11 protein-coding genes are annotated in these 21,249 nt (G+C 62.7%); 2 read left to right on the forward strand and 9 right to left on the reverse strand.

Annotation, left to right across the window (positions count from 1 at the left end):
- Positions 1 to 15 precede the first annotated feature (15 nt).
- From C2U68_RS09640 to C2U68_RS09655, 4 genes are all read right to left on the reverse strand, one after another.
- Positions 16 to 11,169, reverse strand: coding sequence for a non-ribosomal peptide synthetase/type I polyketide synthase (locus tag C2U68_RS09640; protein ID WP_186289560.1), 11,154 nt, complete (start codon positions 11,167 to 11,169; stop codon positions 16 to 18).
- 642 nt (positions 11,170 to 11,811) lie between these two features.
- Entirely contained in the window at positions 11,812 to 13,203 is a 1,392-nt protein-coding gene (locus tag C2U68_RS09645) for an amino acid permease (protein ID WP_140912278.1), read from the reverse strand.
- 4 nt (positions 13,204 to 13,207) lie between these two features.
- Complete coding sequence (locus C2U68_RS09650) at positions 13,208 to 14,017, reverse strand: hypothetical protein (protein ID WP_140912279.1); 810 nt, start codon at positions 14,015 to 14,017, stop codon at positions 13,208 to 13,210.
- Between the two features lie 157 nt (positions 14,018 to 14,174).
- Positions 14,175 to 14,582, reverse strand: coding sequence for a DUF2750 domain-containing protein (locus C2U68_RS09655; protein WP_260839284.1), 408 nt, complete (start codon positions 14,580 to 14,582; stop codon positions 14,175 to 14,177).
- Between the two features lie 456 nt (positions 14,583 to 15,038).
- On the opposite strand from C2U68_RS09655, the gene C2U68_RS09660 reads away from it, so the two are divergent.
- The gene (locus C2U68_RS09660; protein WP_140912280.1) at positions 15,039 to 15,245 is read left to right on the forward strand and encodes a hypothetical protein; all 207 of its coding nucleotides are present in this window, start codon (positions 15,039 to 15,041) and stop codon (positions 15,243 to 15,245) included.
- A gap of 149 nt (positions 15,246 to 15,394) precedes the next feature.
- On the forward strand, positions 15,395 to 15,652 hold the full coding sequence (locus tag C2U68_RS09665) for a hypothetical protein (protein ID WP_140912281.1): 258 nt from the start codon (positions 15,395 to 15,397) through the stop codon (positions 15,650 to 15,652).
- 93 nt (positions 15,653 to 15,745) lie between these two features.
- On the opposite strand, the gene C2U68_RS09670 is transcribed toward C2U68_RS09665, so the two are convergent.
- From C2U68_RS09670 to C2U68_RS09690, 5 genes are all read right to left on the reverse strand, one after another.
- Positions 15,746 to 16,279 carry an SRPBCC family protein gene (locus tag C2U68_RS09670; RefSeq protein WP_140912282.1) on the reverse strand — a complete coding sequence of 178 codons (534 nt, stop codon included), beginning with the start codon at positions 16,277 to 16,279 and terminating at the stop codon, positions 15,746 to 15,748.
- Positions 16,261 to 17,064: a metal-dependent hydrolase gene (locus C2U68_RS09675; protein WP_140912283.1), complete on the reverse strand. Its 804-nt coding sequence runs from the start codon at positions 17,062 to 17,064 to the stop codon at positions 16,261 to 16,263. The genes C2U68_RS09670 and C2U68_RS09675 overlap by 19 nt, the downstream gene beginning before the upstream one ends.
- Entirely contained in the window at positions 17,058 to 18,428 is a 1,371-nt protein-coding gene (creD, locus tag C2U68_RS09680; protein WP_140912284.1) for a cell envelope integrity protein CreD, read from the reverse strand. The genes C2U68_RS09675 and creD overlap by 7 nt, the downstream gene beginning before the upstream one ends.
- Before the next feature lie 229 nt (positions 18,429 to 18,657).
- Positions 18,658 to 19,026 (reverse strand): hypothetical protein, encoded by a 369-nt coding sequence (locus tag C2U68_RS09685; RefSeq protein ID WP_140912285.1) that lies wholly within the window; start codon positions 19,024 to 19,026, stop codon positions 18,658 to 18,660.
- A gap of 100 nt (positions 19,027 to 19,126) precedes the next feature.
- Positions 19,127 to 21,247 (reverse strand): peptidase domain-containing ABC transporter, encoded by a 2,121-nt coding sequence (locus tag C2U68_RS09690; protein ID WP_260839285.1) that lies wholly within the window; start codon positions 21,245 to 21,247, stop codon positions 19,127 to 19,129.
- Between the last annotated feature and the right edge of the window lie 2 nt (positions 21,248 to 21,249).

Genomic DNA, 21,249 nt, shown 5'->3' on the forward strand with positions numbered 1-21,249 from the left:
AGTTAACCCGTTGGCTCAGGACGCGGCCAATTCGGCGCCATCGCGCACCAGTTCCGCCAGCAGCGCCTGCAAATCCGGCGAATCCTGCAATGCGTGCTCCAATACGGCTTCCGCCAGTTCGGCCACGGTCGGGTGTTTCATGATGTCGGTCAGCCGTAAGCGGCAGCCGTGGCGGCGATTGATTTCGTACAGGATTTGCGTCGCCAGCAGCGAATGGCCGCCCAGGGCAAAGAAATCGTCGCCGATATGGATGCTGTCCAATTGCAGGTGCTCGGCCCAGATCGCGGCGATTTCGCTTTCCAGCGCGTTGCGCGGCAACTGTCCGCCCGGCGCGGCCTCGGCCGCTTCCTGACCATGGGCCAGTTGCGCCAGTTGGCGCCGGTCGATCTTGCCGTTCGGGCTCAACGGAAATTCCGCCAATCGGATGCAGACGCCGGGTACCATGAACGCCGGCAACTTGGCCGTGGCGGTTTGTTTCAGCGCGTCGCCCAGCTCGGTCTCGGCGCTGTAGAAAGCCAGCAGGCGCTGGCGGCCGGGTTCGCCGTCGGCGATGACCACCGCCCGCTGCACGCCCGGCACTTGCGCCAGCACGGTTTCTATTTCGCCCAGCTCGATGCGGTGACCGCGAATCTTGACTTGAAAATCGGAGCGGCCCAGGTATTCGACCATGCCGTCCGGATTGAGCCGGCCCAGGTCGCCGGTGCGGTACATGCGCGCTCCCGGCGTTGCCGAAAACGGATCGGGCAGGAACGCGGCCGCGGTACCGACTTGGTTGCCGAAATAGCCCCGGCACAAGCCGTTGCCGGCCAGATAAATTTCGCCCTTGCCACCGGCCGGCACCGGATTCAGATCGGCGTCCAGCAGATAAAGCTGGCTGCCGGCGATCGGCCGGCCTATCGTCACCGGCCCCTGGAACCCTTCCGGGAAACGGACGAAGGTGCTGTAAGTGGTATCTTCCGAAGGGCCGTACAGGTTGTAGACCGCCACGTCCGGATAGTGCTGCTGGATGCCCTGCACCAGGGCCAAGGGCAAGGCTTCTCCGGCCAGATTGATGGTGCGCACCGATGCCGGTACCGCCCGCTGCCGCAGAATTTCTTCCATCGCCGACGGCACGGTGTTGATCAAGGCGATATCGTCCTGGCGCGCCAGTTCCGGCAGGTGCAGGATGTTATCCACCATCACCACCTTGCCGCCGTGCGCCAGCGGGTAAAAGATTTCGTAAACCGACAGGTCGAAGCAGACCGAAGTCGAGGCCAGCATGCCGGCGCCGGCCGGCAACGCGAATTCCTGCGCCGCCCAGTCGATCATCGACGCGGCATTGCGATGTTCGATCGCCACGCCTTTGGGCAGGCCGGTGGAGCCGGAGGTAAAAATGATATAGGCCAGATGTTCCGGGCTGACCGTGCTGGCCGGCGCCGTGTCCGGGCACGAGGCCAGGCGCGGGTCGGCCGGGCTCAGCAGCGGCGCGGCATTGGCGGCAGCCGAGATGGCGGCATCGGCCGTATCGGCGATCAACAGTTTGGCTTCGGCGCAACCCAAGATCACGGCCCGACGTTCGGCCGGATAGTTGGGATCGACCGGCACGTAACAGGCGCCGGCCTTCAATACCGCCAACAAGGCCACCACCAATTGCGGCCCGCGCGCCAGGCATACCGCCACCCGGTCTTCCACACCGACGCCGTGCTGTTGCAGCAGATGCGCCAGCCGGTTGGCCTGGGCGTCCAGTTCGCGGTAGCTCAACTCGGTGTCGTGCCAACGCAGCGCAATCCGTTCCGGCGTGAGCTCGGCCTGGTCCGCAAATAAATGGTGCAGGCAGCGGTTGTCGTAGGCGATGGGCGGATTCATGCCCAAGCCCTCGCGTTCTGCATCCAGCAGCAAATCGATGCCGCCGAGCCGGGTGTCCGGCGCCGCCGCCAGTTGCGCCAACAGCTTGGCGTAACGCGCCAGCAAACGTTCCGCGGTGTCGGCCGCGAACAGCGCGGTGTTGGAGGTCAGCACCAGCACGGTTTGGCTGGCGTCGGCCACCACGTCCAAGGTCAATTCGTATTTGGTGTGGGCGCTGGGCGGTACCAGCGGCGTGAAACGCAAGCCGCCGCCGGCCAGCGCACCGACCGCCTCGTAATTGAACACCGCGCTCACCAGCGCCGGCCGGCTCGGATCGCGTTCCGGATTGACGGCGCGCACCAGTTCGGCGAACGGAAAACCGCGGTGCTCGAAAGCTTGCAGAAAGTCGTGCTTGGCTTGTTGCAGATAGTCGGCGAACGTGGCCTGGCTATCGCTGTTGCCGACGATAGGCAGGACGTTGACGCCGAAGCCGATGAAGCTTTCGCTAGGCCGGTCGCCGTGCATCGACACCGGCACGCCGATCACCGAGCGCTGCTGGCCGCTCAGACGGTTCAACAGCAAGCGGTAGACCGCCAGCATGACCATGAACGGCGTCGCATTGCAGCGCTGGGTCAGCGCTTTCAATTGGGCCGCGACCTCCGCATCCAGCACCAAACAGGTACGCTGGGCGGCGAAGCGCTGTTCCGGCGGCCGCGGATAATCGGTCGGCAAATCCAGTGCCGGGACGCCCTGGCCGAACTGCTGCAACCAGAACTCGCGATCCTGCGGCCGTTGCGCGGCAACCCGGCGATTGGCTTCCGCCAGCGTCACCGGCCGCGGCAGCGCCAGCGCGCTACCGTCGCGCAGGTGGCGGTAGAACTCGACGATTTCCTGGATCAGCAAGCCGTAGGAAATGCCGTCGATAATCATGTGATGGGCCAGAAACAGCAACCAATAGCGGTCGTCGCCCAGCCGGGCCAGAAAGGCTTTAATGAGCGGCGGCCGGGTCAGATCGAAAGGTTCGGCGCTGCGCGCCAACACCCATTCCCGAGCCTTGGCTTCGGCCAGCGCCGCCGGCAAGTCGGAAAAATCGGCTTCGACCAGCGTCGTATCCGGCTCCTGGCCGATAACGACCTGGCTGCGGTCTTCGCTCAATGCGGCGCGCAACGAGTCGTGCCGGGCCACCACGCCGCGAAAGGCCTGCTCCAGTTTGTCCCGCTCCGGAGTTCCGGCCAGCTCGAACAGCACCACTTCGTTGTAAGCCGCCTGCACTTCCTCGCTCAATTCCAGATGCACCAGGATGTCCTGCTGCGCGCCATTCAGCGGCAATGCGGCCGGCGCCTGCGGCAGCCGCGCCGTGATAACCGCCTGATAACCGGCATGGACTTCGGCGGCGGCTTCGATGAAGCCGGCGCGTTGCAGCAAATCGGTCCAGGCGGCGGCCGGCAGCAACGGATAGTCGGCGCGTAACGTGCTGTCCTGAAACGCCCACCAGCCGTCGGTCAGGCCGAAGATCAAGTCCAGCCAGGGCTGGCGACCGACGCATTCCAACAACAACAAGCGGCCGTTCGGTGCCAGCAGGCTGTGCAGATGGCTCAGGGTTTTGCCCAGATCGGCGGTCGCATGCAGCACGTTGGAGGCCACGATCAAATCGAAACTTTGCCGGACAAAACCCTGCTCGGCCGGGTCGCGTTCGATATCCAAGGTGGCGAATTCGAGCTGCGGGTAGGCGGCGAATTCGCGCTCGGCGCGGTGTAAAAAGGCGCTGGACAGGTCGGTAAACAGATAGCGCAGGTCGCGGCGGCTCAGGCCGGGCAACAGTTGCGCGGTGGCCGAACCGGTGCCGGCGCCGACTTCCAATACTGAGGCTTTGCCTGAGACGTCGGCAACGGCAGCCACCGCCGCCCGCGCCAGAGCCACATTGGCCGCGGCAGCGCCGGGGGCGTGGCGGTAAAGCCGTTGCAGCAAGGCGTAGTTTTCACCGCCGAACAGCACTTCCGCCGCATCGCTGCGGCCGCACAGCACGGCCGGCAACGCGGCGGCACACTGCAGCAATAAGTCGACTGCGGCGGCGTCGGCCGAACTGCGCGCCTCGCGTTCCAGATCCGCGGTCGCCACCGGCAGCGATTGCAGCAACTCCCAGTCTTCGCCGACGGCGCGCAGCCAGCCGGCTTCGTTCAACATCGCAAACAGACGGCCGAACAGGCGGCGGCGCTTAGGCGCCACGCCAATAGCGCTAGCGGCGCGTTCGACCTGGCAAACACCGCCGACTTGGCCCGGCAAGGCATGCAATTCCCGCAAGGCCTGAGCCGCCAACGCGGTCGCCAGTGCATTTAATGCCTGGGCGCCAGCTTCGCTGCCGGCCGTGTCGCGGCTGGCCGGCATTGGCGATCCGGCCGGCGGCGGGAAGAAGCCGCCTTGGCGCAGGGCCTGCGCCGATTCGCGCCCGGCGCGGACGATAAAGTCGACGTCGGCCTCGCTATGGGCGCTGCTGAGGAAGCAGGTGTGGCCTTCCCAGATATACACGCCGCGCAGCGTCATGTGGTAGAAAAACAGATTGGCTTCGATGGGCTGGAATTCGACGCTGTAATTGTCGAAAAACACGAAGCGGAACAAGGAGCCGGCGTGGTTGACCCGAATCGCGAAACCCTCGGCGGCGAAATAGTCGTTCAATTCCTGTACCAGCCGCGCAGTCTTGGCGGTGATGCCGGCTTGCAAGGCCGGGCCGGCATCGCGCAACTGGCGCAGTACCGCAACGGCGGCGGCCATGGTCAGCGGATGGCCGCTGAAGGTGCCGGCAAAGAAAGTCGCGGTGGCCGCCGGATAAGAGTCGTCGTCGAATTGCCAGGGGCCGCCGTCGATTGCGTTCATGAAGCGGGCGTTGCCGGCGACGATGCCGATCGGCATGCCGCCGCCGGCCACCTTGCCGTAAGTGACCAAGTCGGCGCGGACGCCGAAATATTCCTGGGCGCCGCCCGGCGCCAAACGAAAACCGGTGATGATTTCGTCGAATATCAACGCGCAACCGGCGGCGCTGGCGATTTCCCGCAAGCGCTGCAGAAACTCGCGCGGTTGCAGGCCGGGCCGCCGGCTTTGCACCGGCTCGACCACGATGGCCGCCAGTTCGCCGGCATGCCGCTGGATCGTTGCCAGCGCGGCCTCGTCGCCGTAGGCCAGCACGATGGCGTCCTGCGCTACCGAGAGCGGCACGCCGGGCGCGATCGGCAAACCGCTGCCACCCTCGCCGCCGGCCTTGACCAGCATGGTATCGGAATGGCCGTGGTAAGAGCCGGCAAAGCGGACGATGCGGGTGCGACCGGTGACGGCGCGAGCCAGCCGCACCGCGGTCATCACCGCTTCGGTGCCGGAATTGGCGAAAGCCACCCGTTCGCAACCGGTCAGATCGCGCACCAACTGCGCCGCCTCGCCGACCAGAGGGCTTTTCGGCCCGACCTGGATGCCGTCCGCCAGCTGGGCGGCCAGGGCTTGCTTGACCAACTCCGGGTTGTAGCCGAGCAGGCTGGAACCGAAGGCCATGGTCAGATCGACGAATTCGTTGCCGTCCAGGTCGTAAATCCGGGAACCTGCGGCGGTTTTGACTACCAGCGGGAAGATCATCGCTTTGGTCGCTTGGCGGAAACCAAGCGAACTGCGGTAATCGGCGAACACCTCGCGGTAGGTTTCGGCGTAACGTTTCGAGCCGGCGTGCTTGGCCTGGTAGGCGGCGGCCAGTTCGCGCAGATGTTGCTGTTGCGCCGGGTTCAAGCCTGCCGCCGCGGCATTGCCGGCGGCCGGCAACGGCGTTGCCGGCCGCAAAGCCGGAGTTGCTGCCGGCACCGGACTGGGGCTGGATGCCGGCACGACAGGCGCCGGTTGCGACTGCGAAGAGACGCCGCCGCGCAACAAGCCGAGTTGGTCTTGCACCAGGCGGTTGAACGCATCCAGTTGCCGCTCCAGCAAACCGTGCCAGTCGCCTGGCGCGGCGGCGCCGGGTGCGGCAAACGGCAACGGCGCCTGTTCCGATTCGGCCGGCGCCGGTAATGCCGCGGCGGCGGCCGGCTCGGCGTCGAGTTTCGGGCTGGCGGCGGCAATCGCCGGCGCCAGCGTGTCGATGCTGGACAACTCGGCAAACAGGCGCGCCATCCCGATGTCGACCGCATAACGTTCGCTGACCAGGCGCAACAGTTCGGTCAACACCAGCGAGTCGGCACCCAATTCCAGGAAACTGCGCCGGTTGTCCAGTTCACCGGCCGGGCGTTTCAGCAACAGGCCGAGCTGGCGTTGCAACCAGCTAGCGACAGCCGTAGCGGCAGCGACGTCCGCTGTCTCGGCACCGGCCGGCGAAGTAACGCCCTGCTCTGCCAGCCAGGCGGCCAGCGCCTGCAGGCTACGCAAGTCTTCGAATAAACTGTGAATCGCAACTTGCACGCCGAAACGGCCCTGCACCTGACGCAGAAACTCCACCAGTACCAGCGAGTCGGCGCCCAGTTCCAGGAACGAGCGGTTGGGGTCGATGTCATCGGTTGCGCATTTCAGCAATGGGGCTAGTAAACGGGCAAGTTCGCCGGTCGTGGTGGTGGCGGTCGCGGTCGTCATGGGTGTCCTGGTGGTAGGTTGGAGCCAAAAACGGCTGGGTTGAAACGGATAGCCGGGCAAATCGAGCTGGTCGAAGGTTTCGCCGGCCCAAGCGGAGCCGAAATCGACGCGGTAACCGGCGCGCCACAGCTCGGCCAGGGCCGAATTCAGCGCCAGCCAGTCCGGGCGCTGCGCATCCAGGCTCGAGACGACGGCCGGGGCCGGGTCGAAGCGACGCAGCATCGGGGCCAATGCCGGTTGGGCGCCGATCTCCAGAAAGGTGCCGACACCTAACGCCTCGGCGGCGGCGATGCATTCTCTAAAGCGTACCGGTTGGCGCAGATGTTCGACCCAATAGTCGGCGTCGAAGCGCGCTACCGGCGCCGCGTGCAGGTTGCCGATCACCGGCAGCCGCGGCGCTTGCCACGCCACCTGATTGGCGACGGCGCGGAATTCTTCGAGTATCGGTTCCATGTCGGCGCTGTGAAAAGCGCGCTTGACCTTCAACGGCAGCACGGCGATACCCGCAGCCTTGGCGCGTTCGGTCAGCGCTTCCAGCGCCGGCAGCGGACCGGAGACCGTGACCTGGGCCGGGCCGTTGTCGGCCGCCAGCGCCAACGCCGGGTCGGCGGCGATCAGTTCCAGAGCGGCGGCCTTGCCGGTCAGCATCGCCAGCATGCCGCCGCGGTCGGAACAGCGCTGCATCAGTTGCGCGCGCAACACCACCAGCCGCAAGGCATCGGCCAGCGACATCGCCCCGGCAAAGCAGGCGGCGACGTATTCGCCCAGACTGTGGCCGACCGCGACGGCCGGCGCCAGGCCGCAGCTTTCGAAATAGCGCGCCAGCGCATAGCCGACCACGAACAACGCCGGTTGCGCGGTCGCGGTTTCGGCCAGATGGTCGTGATCCAGCGCATCCGGGCCGAACAACAACGGCGCCACCGGCGCCATTCCGGCGCCGCTCAATAACAGATCGCATTGGTCGACCGTGGCCCGGAACACCGGCGCATGCGCGTACAATCCGCGGGCCATGCCGGCATATTGGCTGCCCTGACCGGTGAACAGGAAGGCCAGCGGTTTCGGCGTACCGGCGACAACCGCCGGCCCAGCCTGACCGCTTTGCGCCAGCCGGGCCAGGCCGGCCAGCAATTCGCCGCTGTCGGCGGCATGCAACACGCTACGGTAAGGCAAGCCGCTACGGCCGCGGTTGGCCTGATAACACAGGCTGGCCCAGCGCTCGGCGCCGGCTTGCAGAAAATCCAGGTATGCCGCAGCCAACGCCGCCAAATCGGCCGGCCGCTCTGCCGACAACAACAAGGCGTAATGCGAACGCTGCGGCCGCTTAACGGCGGCAACGGCCGGTTCCGCCCGGCGCAGCACGACGTGGGCGTTGCTGCCACCGAAGCCCATCGACGTCACGCCGATGTGGCGTAGCGGCTGTTCTGTCGCGAAAAGGCGCAGCTCGGTATTGACCGCCAGCGCCTTGGCATCGAAGCGGATGTGCGGATTCAGCGCACTGAATCCGGCCAGCGGCGGTACGGCATTGTGTTGCAGGCACAACACGGCCTTGATCAGGCCGGCAATGCCCGCCGCAGCTTCGAGATGGCCGATGTTGGCTTTGACCGAACCGATCAGGCAGGGCCGCTCGCGGCCGGCGCCGACCACCTCGGCCAGGGCGCCGGCTTCGATCGGATCGCCCAACGCGGTGCCGGTACCGTGCGCTTCCAGATAATCGACCGTATTCGGCTCCAGTTTGGCGGCGGCATAGGCCCGGCGTAACAAGGCGCGTTGGGCGACGCCGTTCGGCGCGGTCAGGCCGAAGCTGTGGCCGTCCTGGTTGATCGCGCTGCCAGCGATGTACGCCAGCACCCGATTGCCGCGCGCGGCCGCCAGCGTTTCCCGGCGCAACACCACCAGCCCGACGCCTTCGCCGCGCACGTAACCGTCGGCTGCGGCGTCGAAACTGTGGCAGGCCGCCGTCGCCGACAGCATGCCGGCCTTGCCCAGCGCGCGAGTCAAGGCCGGATTCAGCATCAAATTGACGCCGCCGACCAGAGCGGTGTCGCATTCGCCGGCCAGCAGGCTTTGGCAGGCCAGGTGCACCGCCACCAACGACGAGGAACAGGCCGTATCCACCGCCAGGCTGGGACCGCGCAAGTCCAGAAAATAAGAAAGCCGGTTGGCGGCGATACTGGCGGCGGTACCGGTGCCGGCGTGGCCGTCCAGGCTGCTGTCGCTGCGCCAGGCCAATTGGCCGTACTCCGAACCGCTGATGCCGATGAACACGCCGGTAGCGGAGCCGGCCAATTCCTCGCGGGAAATGCCGGCCTGTTCCAGCGCGGTCCAGGCCGCGGTCAGCAGCAAGCGCTGCTGCGGATCGAGTATCTCCGCCTCTTTCGGCGAAATATGGAACGGCGCCGGATCGAACAGGTCGATGCCGTCCAGCCAGCCGGCGGCGCCGAGCGCGTCGACATCGTCCACCAAGCCGGCCAGCAAGGCCTTGCGCTCGGCGGGTAGCGGCCGCACCGCGCTGGTGCCGGAGCGCAGTAAATCCCAGAACGCCGCGGTGTCGTCCGCCCCCGGAAAGCGGCAGGCCATGCCGACGATCGCGATGTCGGCATTCGCTTCGGCGCCGGATTCGCTGGCGACCGTCTCGGCTTCGCCGCGGCACAAATACTCAACGACCCGGTCGATGCTGGGATAGTCGAACAATAAATTGGCCGGCAAGCCGCCGCAGCCGAAGGCTTTTTCCAGTTCGTCGGTCAGGCGCACGGATAAATTGGAATCCAGACCGAATTCGCCGAACGCGGCATCGCAACCGATTTCGGCCGGCTCCAGACCGGACACTTCAGCTACCCGCTGCCGCAACCAGGCGCGCACCGCCTCGGCGTCGGGCCGGGTTGCGGCGGCGCCGGATTCGGTTGGCGCCAATTGCCGTTCCAGATTGCGATTGATCCATTGCGCCAACGGCTGCAAGCTGCGTTGCAGGAAACCGCGCTTGGTTGCCGCGCGCTGGATTTTGCCGCTGGTGGTTTTCGGGATCGCACTTTCCCGCAACAGCGCGATGGCGGCGGTTTGCAGCTCGTGGCCGTCGGCCACCGCCTTGCGGATGGCCGCGAACAATTCCTGCGCATGCTGCTCGGGCTTGAAGCGGCGCGAGGTCTCGGCGACCACCACCAGGCGTTCCTCGCCGTCGGCGGTGACGGTAAAGGCCGCGGCGCCGCCCATCTTCAATAACGGGTGGGCCTTATCCACCGTCCATTCGATATCCTGCGGATAATGGTTTTGGCCGCGGACGATGATGACATCCTTCAAGCGGCCGGTGATGTAGAGTTGATCGGCGTATAAAAAGCCCAGGTCGCCGGTGCGCATCCAGCGCCGGCCGGAATCGTCGCCGGCCACACAGGCGTGAAAGGTGGCCTGGGTCTGCTCCGGATTTTGCCAATAGCCCGGCGATACCGCACCGTTACGCACCCAGACTTCGCCGACCCGGTCGGCCGGGCATGGCGCCAGGGTATCGGGGTCGACAATCAGCAATTCGGTATCGGCAATCGGATAGCCGCTACCGGCCAGCGACAATGCCGACGGCTCGTCGGCGCTGGCGAATACCAGCCGGTTGCGTTGCAATTCGGCGGCGCGGACCCAGACTTCTTCCGCCGCCGGCCGCTCGTGCCGGTGCTGGCCGCTACCGGCGTAGTGCAGGCCGGTAACGATACAAGCCGCTTCCGCCAATCCCCAACTGGGGCTGAACACGCGGAAATCGAAGCCCGCCGCGGCGAAGCGTTCGGCGAAGGCGCGCATGGTCTGCATCCTGACCGGTTCGGCGCCGTTCAGCGCGTGTTGCCAGCGGCTCAGGTCCAGCCCGGCCAATTGCTCGTCGCCGACGCCGTGCAGGCACAGGTCGAAGGCGAAGTTCGGGCCCATGGTATGGGTGATGCCGAAGCGGCTGATCGCTTCCAGCCAGCGCGCCGGCCGTTGCACGAAGGCGGCATTGGGCAGGATGTAACAGGCCATGCCGCAATAGACCGGCGTCAGCAGGCCGTAAATCAGGCCCAGATCGTGAAACGGCGGCAGCCAGGTCAACAATCGGGACTCGGCGCTGTGGACCCCACTGCGGTCGAAGTACTGCATGTTACACATCAGGTTGGCGTGGGTCAGGATCACGCCCTTCGGCAACGAGGTCGAACCCGAGGTGTATTGTAAAAAAGCGATATCGTCGGCTGCGACGTCCGGTTTACGCCATCCGTCAGCCAGCCCGGCATCCAGGGTATCCGTCGCCAGCCAGCGCATCGCCGCAAACTCGGGCAGGCTGCCGAAATGTTCTTCGGCCTTTTCCTTGACCGCCTGCGTCGTCAACACTGCCACCGGTTGCGCCGAACGGGCGATTTCCAGGACTTTTTCCAAGGTTTGCAGCATGCGCGATTGGCGCGGCGGCGGTAACGGGATCGCGATGTGCTTGGCGTACAGGCAACCGAAATAAGAGGTAATGAATTCGATACCCGGCAAATACAACAGCATGACCCGCTCGCCCTCGGCAGCGATGCCTTGCAAAGCCGCGGCCACGGTTTTCGCCTTCAAGGCCACGTCTCGAAACGACAGCGTTTCCGCCAGGTCTTCGCCGTCGCGCAGGTAGTGATAGATCGGAAAATCGGGTTGGGTTTCGGCACGGTGTTCCAGCAAACCCAATAAATCGGCAACCGGCGCCGCTGCGGCGGAATCGGCATTTTTTTGCTCGGCTCCGAGCACGGATGCAATTGAATCGCTAGTCACGGGTTTCACTCTTTAAGGCTCTCTTCGTTTCGAATCGGGGTTGTTTGCTGTGCAAATTCAGCGTTAGCCGATGCAGCGTTACGATATTTTTTTTGGAACTTTGAATCAGTAACGGACTTATCCCAAATAACGTGAAATTGTTCACAGACATATCCGAAAGCAGCATAAGCAGGGACAGGAATCAGCCGCACCACCGGCTATTTTTGGCGGTCGCGGCCTGCGGTGTTGTCGTTACGCGCCATCGGTTTCCGCATTGCGCCCGGCGTCGCCTGGCTAGACGCCGCAATCATGCGACAAAAGCCAATCCAGCCCCGCGACATCACGGCGCGTTCCGTAAAATTGGTCACTATTTCCCGCACGTTTCCGGTATTTTCTGGATTTTGTCAGCACCTTATGCAATTAACGCGATAAAGAATAAGGGAGGTATGTTACGGCTCAGTTAAACTTGAAAATAAATCGGCGCCGTAGTATGGCCGCAGGACGATTGCGGGTTCGCGGGGGCTGAGCCGGCGTTGAAGCTGGGGAACGTTAAGCTAAGGGTTACCGGTGCCGACGGTCCTCCGCTTTATGCCTTACCGGGCAAGCGGGAGTGTGGAAACGGTGGAGATGAAAGCCGAACAGATGACGCCGGTTACGGCAGCTTCAAGAGCGGCGGCGTTGGCCGGCAATCCAGTAAACCAGGCCGCCCAAGGCATTCCAGATCAGGAAATAGGCTTGCGTTTGCCACGGCAGGCTGACGAACAGATAGCCGCAGCCCAGAATGGCGAGGGGGCCGGTCAGCCAGGGCAGCGGCGCGCGGAAGCGGCCCGGCGGCGGCGGACCTTGCCGGCGGGCGATCAGCATGCTGGCGGCGACCGCGCTAAACGCCAGCAAGGTTCCGGCATTGGCCAATGCCGCGATCTCCGCCAGCGGAAACGTGCCGGCGATGGCGCCGACCAACAACGCAGTAAAGGCCGTGGCGCCGGCCGGCGTGCCGCGCCGGGAAATTTTGGCCAGCGCGGCCGGTAACAGGCCGTCCCGCGCCAGCGCATAGAAAATCCGGCTTTGGCCGTAAAAGAACGCCAGAATCACGGTCGGCAATGCGACAACGGCAGACAAGCCCAGAAACCGCGCCGCCAATGGTTGACCCAGTTCGCGCAACACCAAGGCCAACGGCTCCGGGCTGGCAGCGAACCGTTCGTAACTCAGCGCCCCCAACGCCGCCAGCGCGACAGCAATGTAAATCGCCACGCAGACCAACATCGAACCGACGATACCAAGCGCCAGATCCCGCTCCGGATCGTGGGCTTCTTCGGCCGCGGTAGCGATCGCATCGAAACCGTAAAACGCAAAAAAGATGATGGCCGCGGCGACCATCACACCGCGCTCGACGCCGTCGGCGCCGGTTTGTTTGGCAAAACCGAACGGCATGAAGGGCTGCAGATTGACCGGGTCGAATTCGCGCGCCGCCAACACGACGAACAGCAGCAAGGCGACCAGTTTCAAGCCCACCAGCAGTGCGTTGAAAGTTGCGCTTTCCCGGGTGCCGTAGATCAAAGCTGCCGCCACGGCGGCGATGATGGCCACGGCCGGCAGATTGGCGCTGCCGCCGGCCTCGGGGCCTTGCATCCAGTGCCACGGAATCGCCAGCGCGTCGTGCAGCAACGGTGCGGCATACCCCGACCAACCGACCGCGACGGCGCTGACCACCAACGAATATTCCAGAATCAGGCTCCAGCCCACCAGCCAGGCGATCCGCTCGCCGATTACGAGCCGGGCATAGGTGTACGCGCCGCCGGCCTGCGGCATCGCAGTCGCCATTTCGGCATAAGCCAGCGCCGCGCAAGCGCAGACCAGGCCGGCAAACACGAAAGACACCACCACGGCCGGACCGGCCTTGCCGGCACCGACGCCGATCAAGGTCAGAATGCCGGTGCCGACGATGGCGCCGACGCCGAGCGCGAGCAGATGGAACCAGTGCAGGCTGGGCCTCAGCCGGTCCGGCGGTGGGGCGATGCCGGTCGATTCCGATATTTTCTCAGCGCGCCGCGTCATACCTCTACTCCGCTGGATTAGCGCCGGCCTGACCGCGAATCGCGGCCTGCAAACCGGTCAGGCTGTCCTGACTGACCTGAATCAAACCGCGGTGCGGCCGGTCCAGATCGAGAATGATGAACACTAACACCACAATCAAGCCGACCATGATATGGGTGACGAAAGAAGCACGGTGGCCGGACAGGCCGGTGGCGTAACCGACGATAGCGCCGGTCATCAGGAAAGTAGCGTACAGTAGCAACAGCACGAATTCCGGGACGTGCCGGTTCATCTCGGCGTCGCGCTTGCCGAAATTGTCGATCATCTCGTTCAACGCCGGAATGAACAGGCCGGTCGTCACCGGGCTCGGTGCGACGGCGTTAGCCTGGCGGGCATATTCCCATAGTCTGGCCTGCATTCTGCCGGCTTCGGCGATCAAGGCGTGGCGCCGAGCCCGTTCGGTCAAATCGACGTTACCGGTCTGCACCCGCAAATCCAGGTACTCGCGCAGTAAGGCCAAGCTATGCCCGCGGTGCGGTTCCGCCAGTAATTGCGCGCGCAAATAGGCGGTGCCGATTGCGTTGGCCTCGTCGACCACCGCCTCGCTGCGGCTATCGTAACGCTGCAAAGACAACGAAAAAGTAAAACCCAACAACAGCGCCAGGATGCCGACCAGCGATGCCGAGGTCGCGTTGACATGGGCCTTGAAGTCGTCGCGCACCGTCGGCATGATGCGCAGACCCACACGATAGCCGATCTCTATCGCCAACAACATCGACAATAACAACAACAATGCGATCAGCAGACTGCTGACGTCGTACATAATTTCTTGCATAAGCCCAAACCCGAAATGGCCGAAAGCCTTATTTATACAGCTTCGGCGCTATCCGTTCACGCTTTTGTCGGCCAGCGAGCTTGCCGCTGCCGCCGCCGCGATCAAGCCAGGTTAGCCGCAGCGGGATTCGACTGCGGCTACCACCTTCTCGGCCGGCTCAATCGCCTACCGTGTAGTCGCGCGCTTCCATCATGTTTTCCAGCATACCGAACAAGCGTTGCGGCGCAATCAAACAGCCCGGCGCCGGACCGCGCGGCAGGATTTCCAGCGTCACGTCCTGGCCGGCCGCGCGATTCAGGGTCTGATAGGTAAAATAGTCCACCGATTCCGGCACCGGCTGCAACCCCTCCCAGTCGCCGTTGGCGGCAGCCTCGGCAAAGATTTTATACGGCCAAACCGGCAGCGTGTCCCGGCCGGCCACGTCGCGTAGCACCGGTTGCCCGGCGTCTTTCAGACACCAAACTTCGTCGGTCTCGAACACGCGGTACAAAAAATACTCCAGCAATTCTTCATCGGACATCTCGGGAACGGCAGCAATTTCGTCTGAGTGAGGTTGGTAGCGCATCGCAATATTCCAGGCAGTGAAAGATACTCCGGAACCAGCAAAAACCACACCAGATAGCAAGATCGTGCAGACCGGGTTTCACCGTGAGACCTAAACGGCTGGACCAGCCCAGCCGGCCTTGACGGTCGACAAAACCCAGCTCTCTTGTAGGAAATGCGACAAGACGATCCCGGCATGACCGGACCGCGTTTTGCGAAAAATAAATCGGCTTTCTTTCGCTGGCTCCGCCTGAAACGCCGCGGCCAACGGGCGTCGGCAAACTTTGCGCCGGCCGTTTCCGGTCCCGCCGTGCTCCGCGACCAAGACGTGGCATGGCGCTTGCTCCGAGCCAATCGCACCCGAACAGTGTCGGAGCGGAGTCCAGCCAGGTCATTCCAGGCCGTTGGCGCGGGATGCACCGGTCGACAACATTCGGGCCCAACCTGCAATCCAACTTACTTTTATGAGGTACAGACCATGGCTGAGTTTTACGTCGAAATCAATGCTCAAGCAAACGGAGATCATCTGGTTCACAACGCGGCCTGCACCCTGTTGCCGGCCAAGGACAGCATTCGCTACTTGGGCTCTATCGCCAGTTGCGCCAGCGCGGTCAAAAAAGCCGCCGAATCGTTCCGCCAAGTTAACGGTTGCCCGCAGTGTGCCACGTCCTGCCACGTCGCTTGACGTTTCGCATTAACTGAAGCCGACGCCGGATTTCCCGGCAGCTGCGGCGGCCGGGAATCCTGGCGCACTCCGCGAGCCGGCGGCGGCGCGTGTATTTCGCAGTCAACAGGGCTATACTCAGCTCTCCTAACAACGTAAGGAGATTGAGCATGAAAAAATTGGTTTCAATTCGGGCACTGACCGCCAGGATCAATCGGAAGTTGGCTAAGGAATCGAAGAAATTACAAAAATACCAGCCAAGGTTAATCAGCGACAATCCGCTGGTCGAATACGCGGTTGTCGACCTGAAAACAAACGCGATCTTGAACTTTCACATGGCCGGCGAAATTCAGGAATTCGCCCGAGAATTGGGTTGTTTGAGTTTTCTGGAAGACGTATCGCTTGAGGCCGAAGGCTTGGCGACCTAACGCCGGCCAGGCTTAACCGGACGGAAGCCAGACTTCCAACCCGAAGTGCCCAGGCAAAGCTTGGGCACTACCGCAAAATCCAATCCGCCAGCATCAAGCTCCTGCCTCAACGATCCGCTTGATCGCCGCCAGACCCTGTTCGAATTGGCCGCCCACCATCTTGTCGCAGTTCATCACCAGATTCATCGCCTTACCGACGAAATTGTTGCGCCCGGACATGGTCCAGGTCACGACGGTTTCGGTACCGGCGCTGTCAAAGCTGAATTCGGCAATATTGCTGGCTTTGAAGGGCTTTACAAAGTCCAGACTAAAGCGGATGAAGCTGTCCGGCCGGCTGTCGACGATGGTCATGCTGCCCTGCCCGACCTTATTGTTGCCCGACCAACGCATCGCCGCGCCGACGCCGGCGTCGGGGCCTTCGAAACTGTTTTGCGCATTCGGATCCAGCTTGGCCCAAGGCGACCAGGCATCCCATTTACGCAATTCGTTGACCTGGGCAAACACAAGCGATGCCGGTGCCGCCATCGCCAACGAACGGCTGACGCTGAAGCTATCCGGTTGGCGCGTGGCGATAAAGGCAAAAGCCGCCAACGCCACGGCGACCAGGATTAAGACGATTTCCAGCATAAAATTCTCCTCAGATTCTGTTTCGGGAATTCCTGACCAAGCCGCCGGCAACGCATCATCCATTCGCTTTCCGCCCGCTCGAGCCAGCGCCGAGCCGGTTGGGCGACAGGCGGTTTGCGGTTTTTTCTGCCGCGTACGCCAATCGCCTTATACCACGTCGTCCGCTCATCGTTGCCGGCGAGAAGCAAAGTCCGCCATTCTCTGGACTCCAACCGCCGATAATTGGGCCGATAGTCAACCGGCTTGCGTAAAGCGTTACTAAGAACCTTCGCTGGCGGCTCCGGATTGGTCGCCAATCCACGCCGCCGCCGGATCATCCAGGCGGTTGCCGTAATCGCGATTTCCACCGCAAACGACCGATGAAATAGAAAGTTCAGCCACCACGGCTGATAAACCCGATCCACCAAGCTCAGAGAATACGGCTTCAATACGAACGGCGCCAGCCAGTAAATATTGCTGGCGATGTAATCCAGCACCATGTGCAGGAAGCCGTTGCCGGCAAATACCAGGGCCAGTATCGGCAGGCGCCGGTCCGCGCTGCGCCGGTAGTAAACCGCGGCCGCCGCCACCAGCAACAACCAAGTCAGCGGAAAATGGCTGAAATAACTGTGGTGCGGGTGCATGCCGCCGTCCACCAGATAAAAGTAAATCATGTCGAAATCCGGCGCCACCGCACCCAACATGCCGCAGCGCAGATAGGTTTTACAATCGACTTGCTGCCCGCGAACCAATGGAAAAGTCAGTACCGAAACAATGTAGCCGGCCGGTAAATGGGCGATCAGCATGATTCCCTCCCGCTTGCACCGGCGCCGGTTTCGGCCAACCCGTACCAATCCAGCTTGCGGGTCGCCAGCATCGCGATGCTCAACACCGCAAACAACAGCAACGAACCCAGCATCAGCGCGTTATCTTCCGATTCCAGCAAGCCGTACAGGCTGGCGAACAAGGCCGCCAACAACACGCCGGCCGCGGTGCCGCGCGCCGCGCTGAGCAACACCGCGCTCAGATAGACCGCAATCAGCAGCACGCAAGCTCCGCTGGCCAGGCAATACGCCGCAGCGAACGGCAAATGCTCCGACAGGCTGAGCAGCAACAAAAAGAACATCGCCAAGGCCAGCCCGACCAAGGCGTATTGGGCCGGATGGATCGCCAGTTTTTTCAGGAGCTCGAACAGAAAAATCGCGGCGAAGGTCAGACACACGAATAAAAAGCCGTACTTGGCGGCGCGATCGGACAAGGAATAAACGTTGATCGGTTCGATCAGGCGCACACCGAAACTGTCGTAGCTGGCGATATGGCGTACCCCGCCCAGATTGCGGCCGACATTCGAAGCCAAAGCATCCACGCTCCAGGCCGCGCGGAACCCGTCGGTGCCGGTCTGCTGGCTGCTCGGATCCGGCAAAAACCGGCCGAAAAAGCTCGGGTGCTGCCAGGTCGAGGCCAGCTCGACTTGGGTATGCTTGCCGGCCGGGACGAATTCCAGGGCTTCGATGCCGCGCAGCTTCAAATCGAAGCCGAACGGAATCGAGATCGGACCGAATTCGACCGGCATCGGCTCCAGATTGGCGTGCATGCCGCTGGCATCCTCCAGCGGCAAATTCGAACCTTGTTCGAAGGCATAGGTTTTGCCGGCCCACTCCACACCCGGCGCAGCCAACACCCCGCGCATATCCGACAAGGCGATGCCGATATAAGGCGTGCCGAATTGGATGCGGCCGCCGTGCAACGGCGCCGGATTGCCGTAGCCGCCGGGCAGTTTGATCTCGCCTTTGCCGGACAGATTCACCACGTAAGAACGGACCTCGAACAGGCCGCGACGCTTGGTCTCGGTGGCCAGCTCGCCGGTCAGACTCAATTGCTCGGGTAAAAAGTGTAAATAGCGCAGCTCGCTACGTTGCTGCACCTCGCGCACCGCGGTACGGTCGCGGATGGTTTCGGAGACTTCGCTCCAAATTTCGTGATAAGGCACCACCAATACCGGACCGAACAGCTTTTGCGGGCCGGCCGAGCTGGCGGCGATATCGTTTACCGCCTGCAACTGCCGGTTCTCGCGTTCGTTCGCCAGGTCCTTGACCATGCCGATCGGGATCAATAACAGCAGCGTCAGTACCGCCATTGCCGCCGCTTTTTGCCAAAGTTTGTTTCGCATCGTCGTTCTCCACAGGTTTGAATACGCGACCTAGCATGGGCCCAAGCGGTGAAACCTTGATGTGGGGATCGTGAAGCGGAGGTGAAGTCTGCTGACTTTCGGGATTTAGCCGGTTAAATTCGTCCCTGGCCGGACCAGCCAAATCCTTATGGCCGGCCCGGCATCGGCTTTTGGCTGCGTCCGCTCGATGGCGCAGCCGAAAACCGCTCCCTTACTCAAACTCGCGCCGCTAATCGGCGGAACAGACCCAGCCTTGAATGCAGGCTTCCATGCAGGCCGGGGTAGAGGTGAACAAACAGAATTTTTCGATCGGGTTCAGATCCGGCACCGCATTCAAATCGGCGACGATGGTGTTTAATGCATCCAGCCGCCCCAGGCTGCGGGTCCGTTCCCGGCTGTAATATTCGGTATTGGGCAGATTGTTGATACAAGCCTTTAATTCCGCAGGCGTCGACGCGCTAAGCACGCAACTGCGTTCGTACCGGGTGATCGTCGGCAGCCGGCCGAATAGTTTGGCGATGTCGGCCGGCGCCGAAACCGCTAAGGCACTGGCGCATACGCCGCATACAAGCAATAGATAAGTTATCCAAGTCTTCATTTCGTGTGTCCTCGGTTGCGGTTCGGGGCGGAAGCGACACCCGGACCGGTTCTGATCAGGAACGTGCCCCCTTCGGGCAAGGCTTCCGCTCCGGAACCTGCTAAGCTGCCTGCGATACCGCCTCGCAGCGGCCGCGCTGGGCCAGGGCCTGCAAATCGATCACCCGGTCCACCGAGGCGATGGTCTCCGGGCGGTGGGCGATGATGATGCGGGTCAGCTTCAATTGCTGAATCGCGCCGTTGACCAAGCGCTCCCGCGCCACGTCCAGATGGCTGGTGGCCTCGTCCAAAACCAGAATCTTCGGCCGTTTGTACAAGGCCCGCGCCAGCAGCACCCGTTGTTTCTGGCCGCCGGACAACACGGTGCCCATATCGCCGATCAGCGTGTTGTATGCCATCGGCATCGCCACGATGTCCTGGTGTACCGCCGCCAGTTGGGCGCAAGTTTCAATCCAGGCCTGGTCCGGTTCCGGATCGAAGAAACAGATGTTGTCGGCGATCGAACCGGCGAAGAGTTGATCTTCCTGCATCACCGCCGCGACCATGTCCCGGTAGTCACGGTTGTCGATTTGCGGCAAGCGCACGCCGCCGACCAATATTTCGCCGGAGCTCGGCTGCAACAGGCCGAGAATCAACTTGGCCAGCGTGGTCTTGCCGTATCCGGACGGACCGACGATGGCCACCGATTCGCCGGCCTGGATGTCCAGACTCAGATTGCTGATCACCGCCGGTTCCGACGGCGCATAGCTGAACTCCAGATCGCGGATTTGCAGCGAGGCCGGCAAGTCGCGCTGGCCGCAGCCCAAGCCGGCGCGCTCGGTGTCGGCCAGGGCGATATCGGCCACCCGCTCGGTGTGCAGGCCCAGCATTTTGAATTCGATACTTTTCTCGATGAAACTGCCGACCCGGTGGGTGAACTGGTCCTTGAACGACATGAAGGCAAACAGCATCCCCACCGAAAAACCACCGTCCAGAATGAACAGCGCGCCAAGCCAGACCACGGCGATGTTTTCCAGGCCGAACAACAGGCTGTTCAGCGCCTTGTAGACGATGCCCAGCTTTTGCACGCGAATGCCGGCGTTGAAATGGTCCACCATCAGATTCTGGTAACCGACCTTGCGTTGCAACTCGCGGTTGAACAACTTCACGCTCTGCATGCCGCGCACGGTTTCCAGCAGATTGGTCTGCTGTTTGGCGCCGCGCAGGATTTGTTCCTCGGTCGCCAGCCGCAACGGCGTAAACAGGCTCAGCCTCAATAAGCCGTATAACGCGGCCGCCAGGCAGACGATGGCGGCCAGTTTCCAGCTATAGATCAGCATCATCGCCAGCGTGGCCAGCGCCATCGCGCCGTCGACGATGGCTTCCAGGAAGCTGGTGGTCAGCGTGCGTTGGATCACGTTCAACGATTCGAAGCGGGAGACGATGTCGCCGAGATGGCGCTTTTCGAAAAAACTCATCGGCAACTGCAATAAATGGCCGAACAGATTGCTCAGCAATTGCAGATTGGCCGAGGTGCTCAAGACCAGGACCACCCAGGAGCGCAATGCGGTAATCGCAGTCTGGATCAGAAACAGCAACAAAAAGCCCAAGCCCAGTACGGTCAGCAGGTTGTCGTCGCGGGCCACGACCGCGTTATCGACCACCAATTGCATAAAAAAAGGCGCGACGATGGCAAACACTTCAATGGCCGCAGCCAATAAAACGATTTGCCAGATCGCGCCGGCGGCCCCATCCAACTGGCCAATCAGGCGGGAGAGCTTGATTTGTTGACGTTCGGTTTTCGGCGTAAAGCTTTGGGTCGGCATCAGTTCCAAAGCGATGCCGGTGAAATGTTTGGAGATTTCGCTAAACGGCAGATTCAGCACGCCTTTGGCCGGATCGTGTATTGTCGCCAGGCCGCGCTTGACCTGGGCCAGCACCACGAAGTGGTTGAAATCCCAATGCAGGATCGCCGGCAGGCTCAGCTTGCTCAGCTCCGGCAAATCGACTTTGACCGGGCGCGAGGCCAGATGCAACTGGTCGGCGATGCGGATCAAATGGTTCAAGGTCGAGCCTTTCAAGGACACCGAAAACTTGCGGCGTAAACTGGCGACGTCGAGCCGGTGGCCGTGGTAGGACGCCACCATCGCCAGACAGGCCAGCCCGCATTCGGCGGCTTCGGTTTGCAGAATCGACGGCGTTTTCTTGCGGCCGGAAAAATCCAGCATGGCTTGTATGCTCATGG

The organism is Methylomonas koyamae (genome assembly GCF_006483455.1).
Classification (GTDB): domain Bacteria; phylum Pseudomonadota; class Gammaproteobacteria; order Methylococcales; family Methylomonadaceae; genus Methylomonas; species Methylomonas koyamae_B.